Raw genomic sequence first — 17,616 nt, forward strand, 5'->3', positions numbered from 1 at the left:
TTACTGGAAGCTGGTTTGATTGAGAAACTCTGTAATCGCAGCATCCAAGACTGCTTCTTCTGGCAAGTCTTTTGTATCACGAATGGTTTCCAAAATCTCTGGATGTTGAGCATCAAAGAAGGCATGGAACTCTTCCTCGAAACGAACAATATCATCTACTGGAACAGTATCCAAGAAACCATGTGTCAAAGCATAGAGAATGGTTACTTGTTTCTCAACAGGTAATGGTTTGTGAACAGGTTGTTTCAAGACCTCAACGGTACGACGGCCACGGTTCAATTTAGCCTGTGTTGCTGCATCCAAGTCAGAACCAAACTTAGTGAAGGCTTCCAACTCACGATATGAAGCAAGGTCGATACGAAGTGTACCAGCAACCTTCTTCATAGCTTTGATTTGTGCAGAACCACCTACACGAGATACAGATGAACCCGCATCGATGGCTGGACGAATACCTGCATTGAAAAGACCATCACCAAGGAAGATTTGTCCATCAGTGATAGAAATCACGTTGGTTGCGATATAGGCTGAGATATCTCCTGCTTGTGTCTCGATAAATGGTAGGGCTGTAATCGATCCACCACCAAGTTCATCAGAAACTTTAGCTGAGCGCTCAAGCAAACGGCTGTGAAGGTAGAAAACATCCCCTGGGAAGGCTTCACGACCTGGAGGACGACGAAGCAAGAGAGACAGTTCACGATAAGCGACCGCTTGTTTTGAAAGATCATCATAAACAATCAAAACATGCTTACCTTGGTACATAAATTCTTCCGCCATGGCAACCCCAGCATAAGGAGCTAGGAAAAGCAATGGAGATGGTTGTGAAGCAGAGGCTGTCACAACGATTGTGTAGTCCAAGGCACCGTACTGACGTAGTGTTTCTACTTGCGTACGAACTGTTGATTCTTTTTGTCCAATCGCAACGTAGATACAGATCATATCTTGACCTTTTTGGTTCAAGATTGTATCAATCGCAATGGTTGTTTTCCCTGTCTGACGGTCCCCAATAATCAACTCACGTTGACCACGACCAATCGGTACAAGGGCGTCAATAGCTTTCAAACCAGTTTGCAGTGGTTCTGATACAGATTTACGTTGCATAACACCAGGAGCTGGCGCTTCTACTGGACGAGTTTTATCAGTGTGGATTTCTCCAAGACCATCAACTGGACGGCCAAGTGGATCCACAACACGACCAATGAGACTTTCACCTACTGGAACTTCCATGATTTTACCTGTACGTCGGATTGTATCACCTTCACGGATATCCGTAAAGTCACCTAGGATGATAATACCGACATCAGTTGACTCCAAGTTTTGAGCCATACCATAAGAGCCGTTTTCAAAAATCAACAACTCTCCACTCATGGCATTTTCAAGACCGTGAGCACGCGCGATACCGTCCCCGATATAGGTAACAACACCTGTTTCAGTCACATCAAAATTGGGTTTGAAATTTTCAATTTGTTGCTTAATTAAAGCGCTGATTTCTTGTGCGTTAATTGCCAAAAGAACACCACTTTCTATTTCAAATTTTCTTTAACAACTTTAAGTTGTTGTTTAATACTCACATCAATTGTCTTGTGATTGGCAAAAATGACAAAACCACCAATGAGACTTTCATCGATTTCTTCTTTTACACTCCGCACTTTCAGAGACATTTTCTTCTCAATCAAAGGGAGCAAACGAGTCTTCTGTTCATCTGTTAAAGGATGAGCAGCAGTAATCGTCACTTCAAATCGATTTGTTTCTTTTTCAAGTCGGTTCAAACAATCTACAAGCACATCATAAAAAAGATTTGCTCTGTGATTGTATGCCAGAACCTGGATCAAGTTTTGCAATAAAGGTGACACTGAGTCTTGGAAGAAAGCAATCGTTTTTTCCTTGTCAGACTCGTCTACTGCCACTTTTTTTAAAAAAGAAGGTAAACCAGTTTCTTCAGCAACTTGCTTGATTTGAGCTAAGTCTGAAAAGATACGGTCTTCTTCTCCTTTTTCTAAAACCAATTGGACAAAAGGCATGCTGTATTTTTCAATTACCTTTACTGTTTTCTTGTCCATTAAGCTTCTCCTAACTGATCGATATACTGATCAATGAGTTCTTTATGGGCATGACCGTCAAGGTTTTGTGAGATGATTTTACCAGCCAAGCTGATTGTCAAATCTGCTACCTCACCCTTAACACTTTGTAAAGCTTCAGCTTTATTTTGAGCAATTTCTTGGTTCGCTTTTTCTTTCAAGCGTCCTGCTTCTAGCTTAGCATCTGCTAAAATACTAGCTTTGCTTTTCTCAGCTGTTTCTTTCGCATTCTCAATGATTGTCTTAGCTTCTTTACGACTACCAGCCAATTCATCTTCGCGTTTTTGAGCCAATACTTCTGCTTTTTGACGTGCTTGTTCAGCTCCGTCAATATCTGCTGCAATTTTTTCTGCTCTTTCTTCGAAAATGCTAGCCAAATTTGACCAAGCGTATTTCTTAACCAAGACTAGCAAGAGAATAAAGGAACCAGCGATTAGTATAAAATCACCAAGTAATTCACCTACTGTTACATTCATAAACTACTCCTTTCTATTCTTCATCATTAATTTTATTTCCTAGGTACATTGAAGATAACAATGTAAATACATATGCTTGTACACAAGAAATAAAAACAGAAAATGCAGTCCAGATTAGATTTGTTCCAAAAGCAATAGGATACCAATAGAAGGCCTGATGAGAAAGTAGGACTAACATACTTGCCATCACTTCCCCTGCAAAGATATTACCAAATACCCGCAATGCAAGTGAAAGGAGATTGGTAACTTCTTCCAAGAGATTCATTGGTGTCATAAAACCTGGTGTTACAAATGCTTTTAAATACTTTTTGATTCCACGACGACGAATTCCTTCTACGTGTGTCATTAAGATAATTGTAAAAGACAAGACCAAGTCAAATGACAAATTTGCTGTTGGTGAGGTCCAAAGATTTACACCATCTGTAGTCTGAATTCTAGCCATTAAGCCAATATTATTTGCAATGGCCATAAATAGGAATAAACAGAAATAAAAGAGAGAATAATCCTTTATCATTGGACCAAGGTTTGATTTTGTAAATCCAACAACAAAATCAAATAAATACTCTAATACATTTTGTTTTCCTGTGGGTCTCAAAGTCATATTTCGAGTTGCCCAATAAATAAAGCCAAAAATAAGTGCTACAGTCAACAAAGTCAAAACTACTATGGTTAAATTAAAGGTAACAGGACCAATATTGATGGTTGGATTAATACTTTCTTCCATCTAAAATCCTCCCTTTTTCAATTTATACTTCTTTTATTTGATGATAAATGAAAAGACAAGAGTAACGAAGAAAGTACCTTCAATAAAGGCAACCCCTAGGATCATCAAACTACGTAGTTCTGAGATGATATCTGGTTGGCGAGCAACTGATTTCAACAAACCGTTCATCAACATACCTTCACCAAGAGATACACCCATACAGGCAAGACATAGACCGAAAAATGTTAAATTCATGACGAATTCTCCTTTTAATTAAAATTTACTTACTTAGTTTAGTCCTAAAAATTGGATTTGTCAACTTTTTACCAACATTGAAAGCGCTTAACGGAAATTATTTACAATTTTACTATTTTTGAGTCTATTATATAGAAAACTTTGGAAAAAAATTGTAATAAATCCGTCCATTATCTAGACCTTTCTGAAAAATAATGAAAAAATCCGAGATGAAATCTCGGATGGAAATTAATATATTTTCTTTAACCTAAGGTTCTTTAGTAAGTAGGATTAAAGGGAAAGCAACTAGAAAACTTTCGTCTCCTACATGTTTATTAAGCACGAACTGTGACGCTGGTTCCATCTTCCTTATAAAGATTGATAAGACCTTCTTTAAGAGCTCGAACCATGTCTCCAGCTTGAACAGGTTGTGGAACCTTGATAGTCAAGAGTTCCATTGGATTAGGAGCACGATCGATCTTATTTCCTTTAGCATCATGCAAATCTTCGATATAAGTCTCAAAATGACGGAAACCTGGGCCATAAAACTCAACTTGGTCCCCTTCGTTAATGACGTTCCGTTGGCGAATGGTTGCTGTTTGTGTCGCATCATCGTAAGAAACCACTTCAGCGACAAACTTATACTCAGGAATTTTACGACGAGCACCAAACAACTGCTCATTTTCAGATGGTGTACCATAGTAGAAACCTGTTGCTAATTCACGTTGGGCAACCTTCCACATCTCATCAATCAAGTCTTGCTTGATAGCTTCAAACTTCTCTGGACTCTCTAGATAAGCATCAACAGCCGCCTTATAACAGTTAGTTACTGTTGAAACATAGTGAATAGACTTCATGCGTCCTTCGATCTTCAGACTGTCCACACCGTTTTCAATCATATCTGGGATATGGTCAATCATAGACATATCAACGGCTGACATTGAAAATTCTTCAGGAATTTCACCTTTAAGACTCTTACGTTCCTTCCCAAATGGCATATCGTAAAGGTCGTACTTCCAACGGCAAGACTGAGAGCAACCACCACGGTTAGCATCACGCATACTCATGTGATTTGAAAGCGTACAGCGACCTGAGTAGGAAATACACATAGCTCCATGAACAAAGGCTTCAATCTCAACGTCTGTACGTTTGCGAATTTCTGCCAATTCTTCCATTGAAACCTCACGCGCCAAAACGACACGAGTCAAGCCCAGTTCTTTCCAGAACTCAAGAGTTTCATAGTTGGTGGCACTTGCTTGGGTAGAAAGGTGGATTTCAAGACCTGGTGCTTCAGTCGCCGCAATCATAATCAAAGCTGGGTCAGATACGATAACTGCTGCAATCCCGATATCACGTAGTTTACGGAACCACTCACCAGCACCAGCCTCATTTCCTTCGTGCATAACCATATTGGCAGCCACATAAACCTTAGCACCATACTTGGCCGCAAACTGTACGCCTTCTTCCATCTGTTCGAAAGTAAAGTTTCCGGCACGGCTACGAAGACCATAGGCCTGACCACCGATAAAGACAGCATCCGCTCCATATTGAACAGCTACTTTTAGCTTCTCTAAAGTTCCTGCAGGTGATAAAACCTCAGGACGTTTTAATGTTTTTGTCATGTTTTCTCCTATTTGCAATATAAAAGTTTGACGTTTTTCCTTCTCATTTTATAGTAAATAAGTGATAAAATCAAGCCTAGACAGATTGTTTTGACAATTCTAATCTTTTAATACTCTTCGAAAATCTCTTCAAACCAAGTCAGCTTCACCTTGGATTATATATTCGTCAGTCTTATCTACAACATTAAAGTAGTGCTTTGAGCAAACTTCTGCTGCCTTCCTAGCTTGCTCTTTGATTTTCATAATGGCTGATAAACTATCGAAAATTCACCCAGTTTTAACAAGTAATCAAAAATCCAGATATAGTAAAAAACCAGTATCCAAAGATACTGGCTCGTTAAACTACATAAATTAGTCCTTAGATGACTATTCCCACTCAACTGTTGCAGGTGGTTTACTTGTAATATCGTAGACGATGCGGTTAACATGGTCTACTTCGTTTACGATACGTACAGAAATCTTTTGAAGAACTTCCCAAGGAATCTTTGCAAAGTCAGCTGTCATACCATCGATAGAGGTAATAGCACGGATTGCAATCGTGTAGTCATAAGTACGACCGTCACCCATAACCCCAACTGAGCGAACGCCTGTGTTAACAGTGAAATATTGCCAAATATCGCGGTCAAGGCCAGCTTTGGCAATTTCCTCACGCAGAATAGCGTCTGACTCACGAACAGTCTCTAGTTTCTCTTCAGTAATTTCTCCCATGACACGGATAGCAAGGCCTGGTCCTGGGAATGGTTGGCGCCATACGATATGGTCTGGCATACCAAGCTCTGTACCAAGAGCACGAACTTCGTCTTTATAGAGAGTGTTGAGTGGTTCGATCAATTCAAACTGCATGTCTTCTGGAAGACCACCCACGTTGTGGTGTGACTTGATAGTTTGAGCTGTATCTGTACCAGACTCGATAACGTCTGTATATAAGGTACCTTGAGCAAGGAATTTCACATCTTTGAGCTTGCTTGCTTCGTCATCGAATACATACACAAATTCATTACCGATGATTTTACGTTTTTGCTCAGGGTCAGAAACGCCAGCAAGTTTGTCAAGGAAACGTTTAGCAGCGTCTGCTTTGACGATATTCAAACCAAACTTACCACCAAGCATGTCCATAACTTGGTCTGCTTCTCCTTTACGAAGAAGACCGTGGTCTACAAAGATACAGATCAATTGATCGCCAATAGCCTTTTGGAGAAGAACTCCAACTACAGATGAGTCAACTCCACCTGATAGGCCAAGAAGGACACGTTTATCTCCAACTGTTTCACGGATTTTTTTGATCTGCATATCAATAAAGTTATCCATTGACCAATCACCTTTAGCCTTACAAATGTTAAGGGCAAAGTTACGAAGGATATCATTTCCGTATACAGAATGACGAACTTCTGGGTGGAATTGGATACCGTAAATGTGTTTATCTGGGTTTTCGATGGCTGCGTATGGGCAGTCAGCTGATGTACCTGTACGAACAAAGTCAGCAGGAATCTCAGTAACTGCATCACCATGGCTCATCAAAACAGTCTGCTCATCAGGTGTTGATTCAAAAAGAGCTGATGGTGTGTGAGTTAGGGTTGATTGACCATATTCACGATTTCCAGCATCACCTGCAGGAACAACTTTTCCTCCAAGTTTATGGGTCAACAACTGCATACCATAACAGATTCCCAAAATTGGAATTCCAAGTTCGAAAATTTCTGGGTCAATATCGAATGAACCATCTTCGTATACAGAGTTTGGACCACCTGAAAGGATGATTCCTACCGGATTGATTTCACGAACTTCAGCAGCTGAAATTTTATGACTCTTTAGCTCTGAAAAAACACCAATCTCACGGATACGGCGTGAAATCAGCTGGTTGTATTGGCTACCATAGTCCAATACGATGATTTTTTCTACATCTTTCAAATCAGTTGAAATGTTGCTCATCTTTTTCCTTTCTCAAAAGAAATATCTTTTTTCAATATTCTATCACAAATAAGGGCGAATTACCAACTAAACAAGGCGAAGTTTGACTTTTTCTAGTTTATTGGGGTACAATAGAGAAAAGATAGAAATGAAGTGAAAAATATGCTACCCGCTTATATGAAAATCCATGATCAGATTAAAAAGGATATTGACGAACATCGTTGGGCTATTGGTGAGAGACTTCCCAGTGAAAGAGATTTAGCAGAGCAGTTTGAGGTCAGTCGCATGACCCTCCGACAAGCTATTTCCCTCTTGGTCGAAGAAGGAGTTTTAGAGCGCCGTGTAGGAAGTGGCACCTTTGTATCCAGTACACGTGTACAAGAAAAGATGAGAGGGACAACCAGTTTTACTGAAATTGTTAAGTCCCAAGGTAAAGTACCCTCTAGCCAACTCATTTCCTACAGAAAAACCATTCCCAATGAACAGGAAGTTGCCAAGCTAGGAATTTCTCCTACCGAAAATATTATCCGAATGGAACGTGTTCGCTATGCCGACCAAGTTCCTCTGGTTTATGAAGTTGCTTCTATTCCTGAAAAATTCATTAAGGACTTTAAAAAAGAAGAAATCACCAGTCATTTCTTCCAAACCTTGCAAAAACACGGCTACCGTATAGGCAAATCTCAACAGACTATTTATGCTCGCCTTGCTAAAGAAAAGATTGCCCACTATTTGGAAGTTGAAAAAGGACATGCTATTCTTGGTTTGACTCAGGTTTCCTACCTAGAAGATGGTACTGCATTTGAATACGTAAAAAGTCAGTATGTAGGCGAACGTTTTGAATTTTATCTTGAAAACAATTAATACTCTTCGAAAATCAAATTCAAACCGCGTCAACGTCGCCTTGCCGTACTCAAGTACAGCCTGCGGCTAGTTTCCTAGTTTGCTCTTTGATTTTCATTGAGTATAAAATACTACATAAAACCTCTCTGTCACGGACAAAGAGTCTTTTTTATTTCTCTAAGAGTAAATCTTTCAAAGAAATCAGAGTTACAGCAAACAATATCATTGCCATGCCAAGAAAATCAATGGGATAAAATTGTTCATTCATGATTAAGAAGGCAAAGAAAACAGCCGAAATTGGCTCAATTGAAGCCAACAAACTTGACTTGACCGGCCCAATCAAACTGGCTCCTTTTAGAAAAGCTGTATAGGCAAAGACAGTCCCGATAAGAATAATACCTGCAAATGCAAGGAGAAAATCAAGACTAGTTGGGATAGCAGTCTGTAGAACCCCTGTAAAAGGAAGGGCAACCAAACCTGCTATGACCATTCCCACACCAATAACCAAACTACTCCCCCACTTCTTAATCAAGGCTATGGGTAAAATGATATAAAGTGCGTAAGTCAGAGCAGAAAAGAGCCCCCAGAATAAGCCAGAAGGTGTCATGGATAACTGGTCCAACTGCCCATGAGTGGCGATCAGGAAGGTCCCTCCAATGGCTAATATGATTGAAATAATCTCTCCCAGTGTCGGCGCCACCTTATCCTTGATACAGCTATAAATCAAAATCCCGACAGGACAAACATACTGAAGCACAGTCGCGGTACCTGCATTGGTTTCCTGAATAGCAGTTAGATAGGCAAATTGATTGAGGAAGAGGCCAATTAGAGCAAAAATAAGAAGAGACAGCAAGCTCTTTCTATCCTTTAAAAAGACCAGCATTTTATCCTTTGCAGTAGCATAAGCTAAGAGCATGAGAATCCCACCAGCGATTAAAAGACGCAAGTTGGTCAAAACTAGAGCCGAAATTCCGTGTGCCATCAGGTATTGGCCACTCGTTCCAGACAAGCCCCAAGCAATACCAGCCACAACTGTTAATAGAGTCCCTTTTAAACTATTTGACATGTCTCTCCTTACTCTTCTTTACGAATCAAGTCCATCACTTGATTACGGTCTAAAATCCATTGAGCCCTCTCATCCTTTTCATAGGTACGATTCGATAGGAAAATAGCCGCTTCTTGCTTCTGGCGATTCCACATGATAAAGGTACCTGTATAGCCCGTATGGTCTAGCCAATCTCCTTCCAAATTCCATGCCAAAGAACGTTCCTTGTCATCCAAAGGAGAAAAATTTTGACTCAAATTCCTTGCAAGATCATCTGCTAAATAGTGTTCTAAAAAGATTTGTAAATCCTTTACAGTCGAAAACAAACCAGCACTACCTGCATGTCTGCCCAGCAGGCGAGCCTTGGGATCATGTACCATACCGGCCTCCACACCTCTGACTGTTGGAACAGCAAGCTCAACAGGTCCAAATTGAGTTTCCGTCATTTCCCAAGGTTTCCAGACTTGTTCTTGTAAAATCACATCCAAGTCTTGATCAAAGATTCTTTCCAAGATAAAACCTAACAGCAAAAAATGGACATCCGAATAAAGAAAGGCTGGCTGATTTCGTCTATTGAGATGAAACATCGCTTCCTTTAATTCTGAGGCTGTTAAAAGATCACGATTGGGAATAAACGGATCAAGATTTGTAGCATGGGTTAAGAGCTGGCGAATAGTGATGTCTGGATAATCACTCTCAGGTAAAAAATCGGTTACAGGACTGTCAATATCTAATTTGCCTTTTTCCCACAAAAAAGCAAAAACTGTCCCAACCCCAACAACCTTGCTGACACTGGCTAAGTCATAAACTAGTCCTGCCTCGGTCTGCAAGTCATGCTCTGGGTCACTCTGTCCTAAATAGACCTCCGTCCATTGATTGTCCTTAAAATACGCAAAAGAGGCTCCGGGATAAATCCCTGCCTCGATTTGTTCTTCTATTTTTTTAATAATCTTGGTCCACTTCATACTTCTTCAAACCACAATTCAACATTATTTCGATCTTTACCAAGGAAGAATTTTTCAGACTTAGGAATAAAATATTCAGTAGACTCAAACCTCTTGCGAAGACTTGCTATGTCTAATTCATTAACCAAGAACTTGAGCATAGATAAGTCCCAAGTAACCGTATTGTCCACAGTCAAATCCTGCCCCTGAGCTGGGATAAAATCAAGTGATGCCCCAATTTCAGATGTTTCCAAGAAACTTTCGATATCAGTTGGGAGATGTAATTCCATAGAAATCTCAAACTTACTCAAAGAAATTGATTCCAAATCTGTTTGAAATTCAGGCTTTTCTCCTACTTCTACTAGACTTGCTCTATCATCTTCCGCGTGAATCAAAATCAAATCATCTTCTGGTGAGAAAATTTCAAAAGCATAGCCATTTTGACCTTTATATAATTGATGAATCGAATCTGTTTTAGATAAGAGTCCTTCTATTTCTAAGGGATTTTCCACCTTGACAATCAGTTTAGCCAGCTTTTTTCTTCCCTCTACCTTACGAGTACGCATACTTGGAGCTTCTTCTAAAACCAGCTTTTCAAGACCTGTTTGGTCGCCTAGTGACAGAAAGGCCGACTCTTCTAACAAGGCCTTCATACCAAGGGTTTCAATATAAAATGTTTCATTTAATTTTCTATTATTAACTTTTAAAGTAGGAATAATCCGTACAATTTGATTTACATTCATAAATTCCTCCAACTCTTTTATTTTAAAGGATTTTAGAATTTTTTACAAGATATTATGCTCAAATTTACCGATTTTTCGTAAAAATTTCATATAAAAAAACCGAGGATTTCCCCGGTTTCAATGTCTTATAGGTAAAGGAATTTGAAGATAGCTACTGCCGCAATTGCTGCTGCGATCGGTGCTACTACTGGTACCCAAGAGTACCACCATTTTGAATCACCTTTGTGCTCACCAAGAACTGATTTTGGAAGGAAAGCATGAAGGAGACGTGGTCCCAAGTCACGGGCTGGGTTCAAGGCAGGTCCTGTAGGTCCACCAAGTGAAGTTACCAAGGCCATAACAAGGAATCCAAGTGCCAAGTGAGCAATTCCAAGACCAGATGTCATAAATGGTGCCACTTGTTCTTTAGCTTGGTCAAGTGCTGCTGTTACTTGTTCTTGAGGAATTGTTTGACCTTGAGTAGTTGCTTGTGCAACTTGAGCATTGATAGCAGCTTGTGCTTTTGATACTAGTTCAGCACCAAAGAAGTTTTTAGTCATTCCAAGAGCTGCAAAGAAAAGAACAAATGAACCAACAAACTCGTTTACAAAACCATTAACAGTTGCTGCGAAACGTGCTTCTTTTGTACCATTATCCAAACTTGAAATGGTTGAGAAAGTACCCAAGATATTGTTTGGATTTTCAGTTTTCAAGTAATATGGGCGGTGTGTTGCCACAACCAAAGCTTGACCAAAGATAGCACCCAAAACTTGTGCAAGGATATAAGGCGCTACTTGTGCCCAAGGGAAAAGACCGCTAATCGCAAGTCCAAGAGTGAAGGCTGGGTTGATGTGGTTACCTGATACGTTACCAAACATCAAGGCTGGAATCATAACCCCCATACCATAACCAACAGCGATAACGATCCAGCCACTTTGATGACCTTTCGTACCTTTAAGTTCAACGTTGGCAACTGCACCATTTCCAAGAATGATCAAAATAGCAGTGGCCAAAAATTCAGTGGCATATTTAATTGCCCATGTGAAATCCATTTGATAGATTCTCCTTAAAATTTTTTAGACAATCCTTATTCTATCAATTTTTATATCTTTTAGCAATATGTTTTCTAAAAGATTAACTGGGAAAACGCTTTTATTCAGGGAATTTAAAAAGACTTAACAAATAAAGCTTGTTAAGTCTTCATATCCTATTCTTGACGTTGTCCGAAATCTGCAATCATCTGCTCCATTTCTTGTCGACTCGGAGTTGTTAGCATATAAAGGTAATCTCCTTGAAGTTCTGCAAAGGCTGCTGGCATGATTTTCTTAACCTTGAACTGCTGGTTGTATTTAGCAAGCAAGTCCTCCTCAGAATAGACATAATGAGCATTTGCACGACGTGATGTAGCCAAACAATACTGAGGTTCAAAGTCTGACGCTGGGAACTCTTCTCCTGCGACAATGGATGCATATCCACGATAGAGGTCCAAGGAATGAGCAAAATTATAAACATCGATAGTGAATCCACCTGCAGGGCGGTTGTTGTACTCAATAGCGATGTAATCGTCTCCCTCGCGGAAGAACTCGATATGGAAGAAACGTTCTTTCATACCAAATTCTTTGACAATTGCCTCACCATATTTACGTAATTTTGTATCCATATCCTTAAGAACATAGTAGGAATTGTCCATCTTATAAATCATGAGATCAAGCGGTGTATAGGCGTAGTCAAAGGTTGTTGAAAAGACAATTTTACCATCCTTGTCCACAAGACCATCAAAAGTGCAGATTTCACTGGAAGTGACAAATTTCTCAAAGAAATAAATAGTTGAATGATCCCACTCAGCCTTGAAGTGATTGATATCGTCTTCTGTTTCAAGCTTAAAGGTCGCGGCTGCTCCCACTCCATTGTCAGGTTTGGCAATCATTGGAAGGCCAATTTCATTCACAGCTTGATCCACATCCGCTTCAGTTTTGATAACAGCTCCAGGTACCACAGGGACACCTGCTTTTTTGAACAGTTTCTTCATTTCAGACTTAAATTTTGTCTTTTTGAGATCCTCTGGTTTGGCACCAAAAACATTGAATTGCTCACGAAGACTTGCGTCCAACTCTAACCAATATTCATTGTGGGACTCGATACGGTCAATTGGGCCATGTTTATAAAAGAGAAAAGCAACTGCACGTTTGACTTCATCTATATTTTCAAGATTGTCAACACGGAAATACTCAGTCAGGCTATTGCGTAAAGGTTCATCCAATTGCTCGTATGGTTCTTGGCCAATTCCCAAGACTGTGATGCCTTTATTAGCTAGTTCAATGGTAAACTGTTGAAAATTTTGAGGATAGTAGGGAGAAATAACAAGGTAATTCATAGGTAACTCCTTTTATAAATAGAGATTTCCAAGGAAATAAGGCATTTGTTTGCGCCACCATTCCCAGTCATGGGCGACATCATGTCCCCATTCAGCAAACCAGGCTGGAATTTGTTTCTGGTCAAAGGCTTCTTTGAGCTTGTAGAAAGATGGTAAACCGTCTTGTTCCCAGGCACCAAGCCCCGTACAAAGCACAATCTCTGCCTGACGGTAACGGTCGATAAACCAACCGTCGTTCTGATTCCAGATATAATCTACTGGCGAGTTTTGGTAAATTGCATCATCATTGTAGTAATCTCCGACAAAGAAACGTGCGTCGTAGACACCACTGAGAGCAATCACCTTGGTAAAGACATCTGGATGTTGGAGAAAGAAATTGACAGCATGGTATGCGCCCATGGAGCACCCTGTCGTCATCATGCCATCAAACCAACCTGTCTTATGCTTGATAAAAGGAATGGCTTCCTCAATCACATAGCGTTCATAGGCACGGTGCATCTCTGCTTGGTCGTGACCATTTTTCCAAGTGGCCAACCAGCTCTCACTGTCAACACTAGATAGGGTAAAGAACTGAACACGGCCTTCCTCGATAAAGGAAGCACAGGCATCAATCATGCCAAAATCATAGTATTCGTTGTGACTCCCACCTGATGAAGCAAAGACCACAATTGGAATCCCTGCATGTCCATAACGATTAAGGTACATTTCACGGTTAAGATTGCCACTCCAGTGGCTAAGGTTTTCAATATGCATTGGCTTTCTCCTTTTCTAACTTACCATTTCTCTGCAAAAAATCTCAGACAGTCTGGTAAATTCTCCGACCAAGGGATTTCACTATGGATAGCACCAGACTGAACTTTCAAGACAAGATTATCTAAGTGTACCCCACCTGCTATCAAATCATGGTAATAGCGAAGAGACGAATCGATATAGGCTTGTTTGATATTACCAGCCATCAGGGTTTTGTCCGTATCATCTGCTTCTTCTGTTCCAACATAGATAAAGATACGCTGGTCAGGAAATAATTTCTGGAGTTCAATATAGCGATTAAAGGCGTCTTGGTGAAGCCAGTTAGCAGATGAAAAGACGCCTAGACAACCAATTTGGTCTTGGTATTCCAAACCGATAAACTGGGTAATATTGCCGCCTAGTGAGGAACCAATCATAGCCGTATGCTGGCGGTCAGCTTTAGTACGGTAGGTCTCATCGATAAAAGGTTTGACCACCTCCATGACAAACTCGGCATACTCCACACCCTTACCACCAAACTGCTGCCCTGAGATAGGAGATTCTTGGAACTTCCAAGCCGCATACTCATTCATCCGCCCCATACCATCATTGTCAATGGCAACGACAATCATGCGACTGATATCAGGATTTCGCTTAATAGCTGGGATAATCTTCCATGAATGGCCAATGAAAGACTCCTTGCTATAAAAAACATTTTGCCCGTCATGAAAGTAAACAACAGGATAGGAACGATCCGTGTCTTTCTCATAATCTTTAGGAAGAAGAACACGTACACGGCGTTCCTTACCTGTATAAGGAACCTTGAGTTTGTGTTCTTTCATTTTTAAATAAAAGTAGGATTGATTCATTGTCAGAAAACTCTCTATATTCAAAATTTTATCTCATTATACCATAAAAATAGAAAAAAAGTTAGTTTTGCTTCCGTTTTTGGAATTAAAAACTAACTTTTTCATTTAATTTTCTAAATTCTTTTGGATTTTCTGATTAGAGCAGATTGTCAATCAAATCATCCACTTCATCTTTTTCAGCTTGAGGTGTGATTTCAGTGATCATGATTCCAGCCACAGCTCGCTCTACTAATCCTTCAACATCCATACGCGCTTCGTACTGCTCCGCATTCTTAATCTTAGGATTTGTTTTCGGACGATCTGGCGCAAAAATGGTACAACAGTCTTCAAAAGGCTGGATAGAAATTTCAAAGGTGTCAATTTCCTGAGCAATGTCAATGATTTCCAACTTATCCATTGTCACAACTGGACGGATGATGGGAGTGTTGGTAACTGCATTGATAGCCTGCATGCTTTCGAGGGTTTGGCTTGCTACTTGACCAAGACTTTCCCCGTTGATAATTACTAAACCATTTCGTACCTCACGAATACGATCTGTAATCCGCATCATAAAACGACGCGTTAGAGTCATCAAGTAAGCTTCTGGCGCTTTGGCCTTGATTTCCTCTTGAATCTCTGTGAAAGGTACTTCGATAAACTGGATATTTCCCCCAAACTTGGTTAATTTACGGGTCAAATCTTGGGCTTTTTTAAGAGCGCCTGGACTCGTGTAAGGTGGGCTGGCAAAATGAACAGCCTCAATATCCACCCCACGCTTAAGTGCAAGATAACCTGCTACAGGTGAGTCGATCCCTCCTGACAACATGAGCATCCCTTTACCTGAAGTTCCAACTGGCAAACCACCAGCCCCACGAATGGTTTCATAAGAAAGATAGGCTGCTTCTTCACGGATTTCCACCTGAAGATTGATGTCAGGACTTTTCATTTGAGCTTGCACATTTGGAATGGCTTCGAAAACAGCTCCTCCAAGTGTTTGATTGAGTTCACGACTATCCAACTCAAAGTTGTGGTCGCTACGCTTGCCAGAAATTTTAAAGGTCATGCCATCCTTGTAGATGTCCTGCATAATCTCTTGGACAGCAGACTTCAGAACTTCTACAGATTTTTCAACCTTATAAACAGGGGAAAAGTTTTGAATTCCAAAAACTTGTTTGAGCGATTCTGCTACTGCTGTGTAATCTGCTCCATTGAGGTAAGCGTGGGCACGGTCACGATCTGCCGTTACCTTAACTTGGGGATAGATAGACAAAACGTCTGAAATATTATTGCGAAGTTTATTGATGAAACGCATACGGTTTTTACCCTTGGTTGACAGCTCACCGTAACGAATCATAATTTCTGAATATTGCATGAATGCTCCTATCTTACTTTTCTAGTTTGATTGTAAATCAATTTTAACTTGGTCAAAAACTGCTCAATCTGACTCATATCATTTTCAAGGTCTAGGCTTAAACGTACAGCTGACTGGGCCTTATCCTTGTCCACTCTCATGGCAATCAAAGTCCCTGCAGGCTTCCCTGCCTTGGATGAACAAGCAGAGGTCGTTGAGATGAAAATATCATAGTCTTCAAAGGCATGAACAATGACTTCACCGCGAACACCCTTGATTCCAAAAGTCAGAATATGAGGGGCAAAGTCTTCCTCATCTGAAAAGACAAAAATATCTGGATAGTCCAGAAGGGCTTGGCGAATCACTGCCTTCATCTGCCCAGTCTTGCACCTAAAGATATCTAGCTTTTCCATAGACAAGCGGAGAGCCTTGGCTGTCGCTGCAATTCCTGCCACATTTTCAGTTGTTGAACGATAATCACGCTCCTGACCACCACCAGTCAACAGAGGCGTAATCTTCTTGCCAGACTTGATATAGACAAATCCAACACCTCGAACTCCGTGAAACTTGTGACTAGAGAAAGTCGCAAAATCCACTCGTTCTGTCAGATACTTTTCAGTCGGAATCTTGGCAAGTGCCTGAACCGCATCAACGTGGAAGGAAATAGTCGGCTTGTCTGCTAACAGTTCTGAAATAGCCTCAATGGGCTGAACAGAACCGATTTCATTGTTCACAGCCATGACGGAAACGAGGGTCGTATCAGGTCTTATCAAATCTGCTAACGCTTTAACATCCACAAATCCTTTGTTATCAACTGGAGCAAAATCTACTTCAAATCCTTGACTTTTCAACCAGAGGGCTGACTCTTTGACTGCCGGATGTTCAATGGCTGATACAATGATGTGTTTTCCAAACTGAGCCTTTTCAAAGGTCACACCCTTGATGACCCAGTTATCTCCTTCTGTCCCACCAGAAGTAAAGAAGATTTCATCGCTTTTCTTACCGATTAAATCTGCAATCTGTTGGCGAGAAGCATCTAAGATTCGTGTTGCCTGGTCTCCCAAACGATGGAGACTAGATGGATTTCCTAAAATTTTTGAAGCGACCTGCATATAAGTTTCAAGGGCTTCAGGATAGGGCTTGGTCGTCGCCGAATTATCAAAGTAAATCATGTTTTCTCACGCTTTCTAAAATCACTCCTTCTATTGTATCATGAAACGGAGCTTGCGACAAGAAAGGGCAATTTCTCTTTTTTTAAGATTTTTTTAAAGAAATGCGGTATAATAAATTTTAATTAAAGGAGAGAATATATGTCTAATTATCGTAGAACTTCAAAACCAAAAACAGAACACATCAAAAAAGGCTTCACGGTCTTTCAAAAAACTGTTGCCACTATCGGTAGTATCCTTGGCTTAATTACTGCAAGTATCACTATCATGAACGCCTTAGATAATAACAAAAACACTAAAAAAGAACCTACGACAAGCCAGACGACAACAATTGTCAAAGAAATTCAAAAGGAATCCCCTCAGGAAAACACTAGTCCCAATAAGGAAAATAATACTACCCAAGAAAAAACACAGCAAGAGGAAACACCAAAATCTAGCGTCAAGGAAGAGAAAAAAGAAGAGCAGAAAACAGCAACTCAGGACTCTACTACACCTGCTCCAAGTAAACCTGCCACTGAAAATGAAAAACAGTCCAATACCCCAACTTCGGAAAATAAAACTAATCAATAATCACTA

General features: G+C 40.3%; 18 protein-coding genes. 2 read left to right on the top strand and 16 right to left on the bottom strand.

Translation table 11 applies throughout. From position 1 onward, the window contains the following. The 7 genes from atpA to guaA form a co-directional block, all read right to left on the bottom strand. Nucleotides 1-1,506: a F0F1 ATP synthase subunit alpha gene (gene atpA, locus NMM17_RS06185; RefSeq protein WP_000996629.1), complete on the bottom strand. Its 1,506-nt coding sequence runs from the start codon at nt 1,504-1,506 to the stop codon at nt 1-3. 14 nt (nt 1,507-1,520) lie between these two features. After that, nucleotides 1,521-2,057, bottom strand: coding sequence for a F0F1 ATP synthase subunit delta (locus NMM17_RS06190; RefSeq protein WP_254754052.1), 537 nt, complete (start codon nt 2,055-2,057; stop codon nt 1,521-1,523). Next, on the bottom strand, nt 2,057-2,551 hold the full coding sequence (atpF, locus tag NMM17_RS06195) for a F0F1 ATP synthase subunit B (protein ID WP_254754053.1): 495 nt from the start codon (nt 2,549-2,551) through the stop codon (nt 2,057-2,059). Before atpF ends, NMM17_RS06190 begins: the two co-directional genes overlap by 1 nt. Nucleotides 2,552-2,564: 13 nt before the next feature. After that, nucleotides 2,565-3,275: a F0F1 ATP synthase subunit A gene (atpB, locus tag NMM17_RS06200; protein WP_000392870.1), complete on the bottom strand. Its 711-nt coding sequence runs from the start codon at nt 3,273-3,275 to the stop codon at nt 2,565-2,567. Between the two features lie 33 nt (nt 3,276-3,308). Then, nucleotides 3,309-3,509, bottom strand: coding sequence for a F0F1 ATP synthase subunit C (locus tag NMM17_RS06205; protein WP_001054560.1), 201 nt, complete (start codon nt 3,507-3,509; stop codon nt 3,309-3,311). Between the two features lie 314 nt (nt 3,510-3,823). Beyond that, nucleotides 3,824-5,110 (bottom strand): U32 family peptidase, encoded by a 1,287-nt coding sequence (locus NMM17_RS06210; protein WP_000169065.1) that lies wholly within the window; start codon nt 5,108-5,110, stop codon nt 3,824-3,826. 366 nt (nt 5,111-5,476) lie between these two features. Beyond that, a complete protein-coding gene (guaA, locus tag NMM17_RS06215; RefSeq protein ID WP_254754054.1) occupies nt 5,477-7,039 on the bottom strand; it encodes a glutamine-hydrolyzing GMP synthase in 1,563 nt (520 codons plus the stop codon). A gap of 141 nt (nt 7,040-7,180) precedes the next feature. Between guaA and NMM17_RS06220 the strand changes: the two genes are divergently transcribed. After that, nucleotides 7,181-7,879 (top strand): GntR family transcriptional regulator, encoded by a 699-nt coding sequence (locus NMM17_RS06220; protein ID WP_000936192.1) that lies wholly within the window; start codon nt 7,181-7,183, stop codon nt 7,877-7,879. Between the two features lie 148 nt (nt 7,880-8,027). On the opposite strand, the gene NMM17_RS06225 is transcribed toward NMM17_RS06220, so the two are convergent. From NMM17_RS06225 to NMM17_RS06265, 9 genes are all read right to left on the bottom strand, one after another. Next, on the bottom strand, nt 8,028-8,924 hold the full coding sequence (locus NMM17_RS06225; protein WP_049551102.1) for a DMT family transporter: 897 nt from the start codon (nt 8,922-8,924) through the stop codon (nt 8,028-8,030). 8 nt (nt 8,925-8,932) lie between these two features. After that, a complete protein-coding gene (locus tag NMM17_RS06230; RefSeq protein WP_049551101.1) occupies nt 8,933-9,868 on the bottom strand; it encodes a serine hydrolase domain-containing protein in 936 nt (311 codons plus the stop codon). Next, nucleotides 9,865-10,590: a CppA family protein gene (locus NMM17_RS06235; protein ID WP_049551100.1), complete on the bottom strand. Its 726-nt coding sequence runs from the start codon at nt 10,588-10,590 to the stop codon at nt 9,865-9,867. The genes NMM17_RS06230 and NMM17_RS06235 overlap by 4 nt, the downstream gene beginning before the upstream one ends. A 125-nt stretch (nt 10,591-10,715) precedes the next feature. Further along, nucleotides 10,716-11,621, bottom strand: a complete 906-nt coding sequence (gene gla, locus NMM17_RS06240; protein ID WP_049551099.1) for an aquaglyceroporin Gla — start codon at nt 11,619-11,621, stop codon at nt 10,716-10,718. A gap of 155 nt (nt 11,622-11,776) precedes the next feature. Beyond that, on the bottom strand, nt 11,777-12,943 hold the full coding sequence (locus tag NMM17_RS06245) for an acetyl-CoA carboxylase biotin carboxylase subunit family protein (protein ID WP_254754055.1): 1,167 nt from the start codon (nt 12,941-12,943) through the stop codon (nt 11,777-11,779). Nucleotides 12,944-12,955: 12 nt separating this feature from the next. Beyond that, nucleotides 12,956-13,696, bottom strand: a complete 741-nt coding sequence (locus tag NMM17_RS06250; RefSeq protein WP_254754056.1) for an esterase family protein — start codon at nt 13,694-13,696, stop codon at nt 12,956-12,958. A gap of 20 nt (nt 13,697-13,716) precedes the next feature. Beyond that, a complete protein-coding gene (locus NMM17_RS06255) occupies nt 13,717-14,541 on the bottom strand; it encodes an alpha/beta hydrolase (protein ID WP_254754057.1) in 825 nt (274 codons plus the stop codon). 136 nt (nt 14,542-14,677) lie between these two features. Then, nucleotides 14,678-15,892, bottom strand: a complete 1,215-nt coding sequence (thiI, locus tag NMM17_RS06260) for a tRNA uracil 4-sulfurtransferase ThiI (RefSeq protein ID WP_070527918.1) — start codon at nt 15,890-15,892, stop codon at nt 14,678-14,680. Between the two features lie 8 nt (nt 15,893-15,900). Next, nucleotides 15,901-17,043 (bottom strand): cysteine desulfurase family protein, encoded by a 1,143-nt coding sequence (locus NMM17_RS06265; RefSeq protein WP_254754058.1) that lies wholly within the window; start codon nt 17,041-17,043, stop codon nt 15,901-15,903. Nucleotides 17,044-17,181: 138 nt separating this feature from the next. On the opposite strand from NMM17_RS06265, the gene NMM17_RS06270 reads away from it, so the two are divergent. Then, on the top strand, nt 17,182-17,610 hold the full coding sequence (locus tag NMM17_RS06270; RefSeq protein ID WP_254754059.1) for a DUF6556 family protein: 429 nt from the start codon (nt 17,182-17,184) through the stop codon (nt 17,608-17,610). Nucleotides 17,611-17,616 lie beyond the last annotated feature (6 nt).

The organism is Streptococcus sp. CF7_Ac1-12 (assembly GCF_024295905.1).
GTDB classification, from domain to species: Bacteria; Bacillota; Bacilli; order Lactobacillales; family Streptococcaceae; genus Streptococcus; species Streptococcus mitis_AP.

Coding starts and splice junctions, on each gene's coding strand:
- NMM17_RS06190 (WP_254754052.1), bottom strand. CDS start 2,057: ATGGACAAGAAAACAGTAAAGGTAATTGAAAAATACAGCATGCCTTTT.
- atpF (WP_254754053.1), bottom strand. CDS start 2,551: ATGAATGTAACAGTAGGTGAATTACTTGGTGATTTTATACTAATCGCT.
- atpB (WP_000392870.1), bottom strand. CDS start 3,275: ATGGAAGAAAGTATTAATCCAACCATCAATATTGGTCCTGTTACCTTT.
- NMM17_RS06205 (WP_001054560.1), bottom strand. CDS start 3,509: ATGAATTTAACATTTTTCGGTCTATGTCTTGCCTGTATGGGTGTATCT.
- NMM17_RS06210 (WP_000169065.1), bottom strand. CDS start 5,110: ATGACAAAAACATTAAAACGTCCTGAGGTTTTATCACCTGCAGGAACT.
- guaA (WP_254754054.1), bottom strand. CDS start 7,039: ATGAGCAACATTTCAACTGATTTGAAAGATGTAGAAAAAATCATCGTA.
- NMM17_RS06220 (WP_000936192.1), top strand. CDS start 7,181: ATGCTACCCGCTTATATGAAAATCCATGATCAGATTAAAAAGGATATT.
- NMM17_RS06225 (WP_049551102.1), bottom strand. CDS start 8,924: ATGTCAAATAGTTTAAAAGGGACTCTATTAACAGTTGTGGCTGGTATT.
- NMM17_RS06230 (WP_049551101.1), bottom strand. CDS start 9,868: ATGAAGTGGACCAAGATTATTAAAAAAATAGAAGAACAAATCGAGGCA.
- NMM17_RS06235 (WP_049551100.1), bottom strand. CDS start 10,590: ATGAATGTAAATCAAATTGTACGGATTATTCCTACTTTAAAAGTTAAT.
- gla (WP_049551099.1), bottom strand. CDS start 11,621: ATGGATTTCACATGGGCAATTAAATATGCCACTGAATTTTTGGCCACT.
- NMM17_RS06245 (WP_254754055.1), bottom strand. CDS start 12,943: ATGAATTACCTTGTTATTTCTCCCTACTATCCTCAAAATTTTCAACAG.
- NMM17_RS06250 (WP_254754056.1), bottom strand. CDS start 13,696: ATGCATATTGAAAACCTTAGCCACTGGAGTGGCAATCTTAACCGTGAA.
- NMM17_RS06255 (WP_254754057.1), bottom strand. CDS start 14,541: ATGAATCAATCCTACTTTTATTTAAAAATGAAAGAACACAAACTCAAG.
- thiI (WP_070527918.1), bottom strand. CDS start 15,892: ATGCAATATTCAGAAATTATGATTCGTTACGGTGAGCTGTCAACCAAG.
- NMM17_RS06265 (WP_254754058.1), bottom strand. CDS start 17,043: ATGATTTACTTTGATAATTCGGCGACGACCAAGCCCTATCCTGAAGCC.
- NMM17_RS06270 (WP_254754059.1), top strand. CDS start 17,182: ATGTCTAATTATCGTAGAACTTCAAAACCAAAAACAGAACACATCAAA.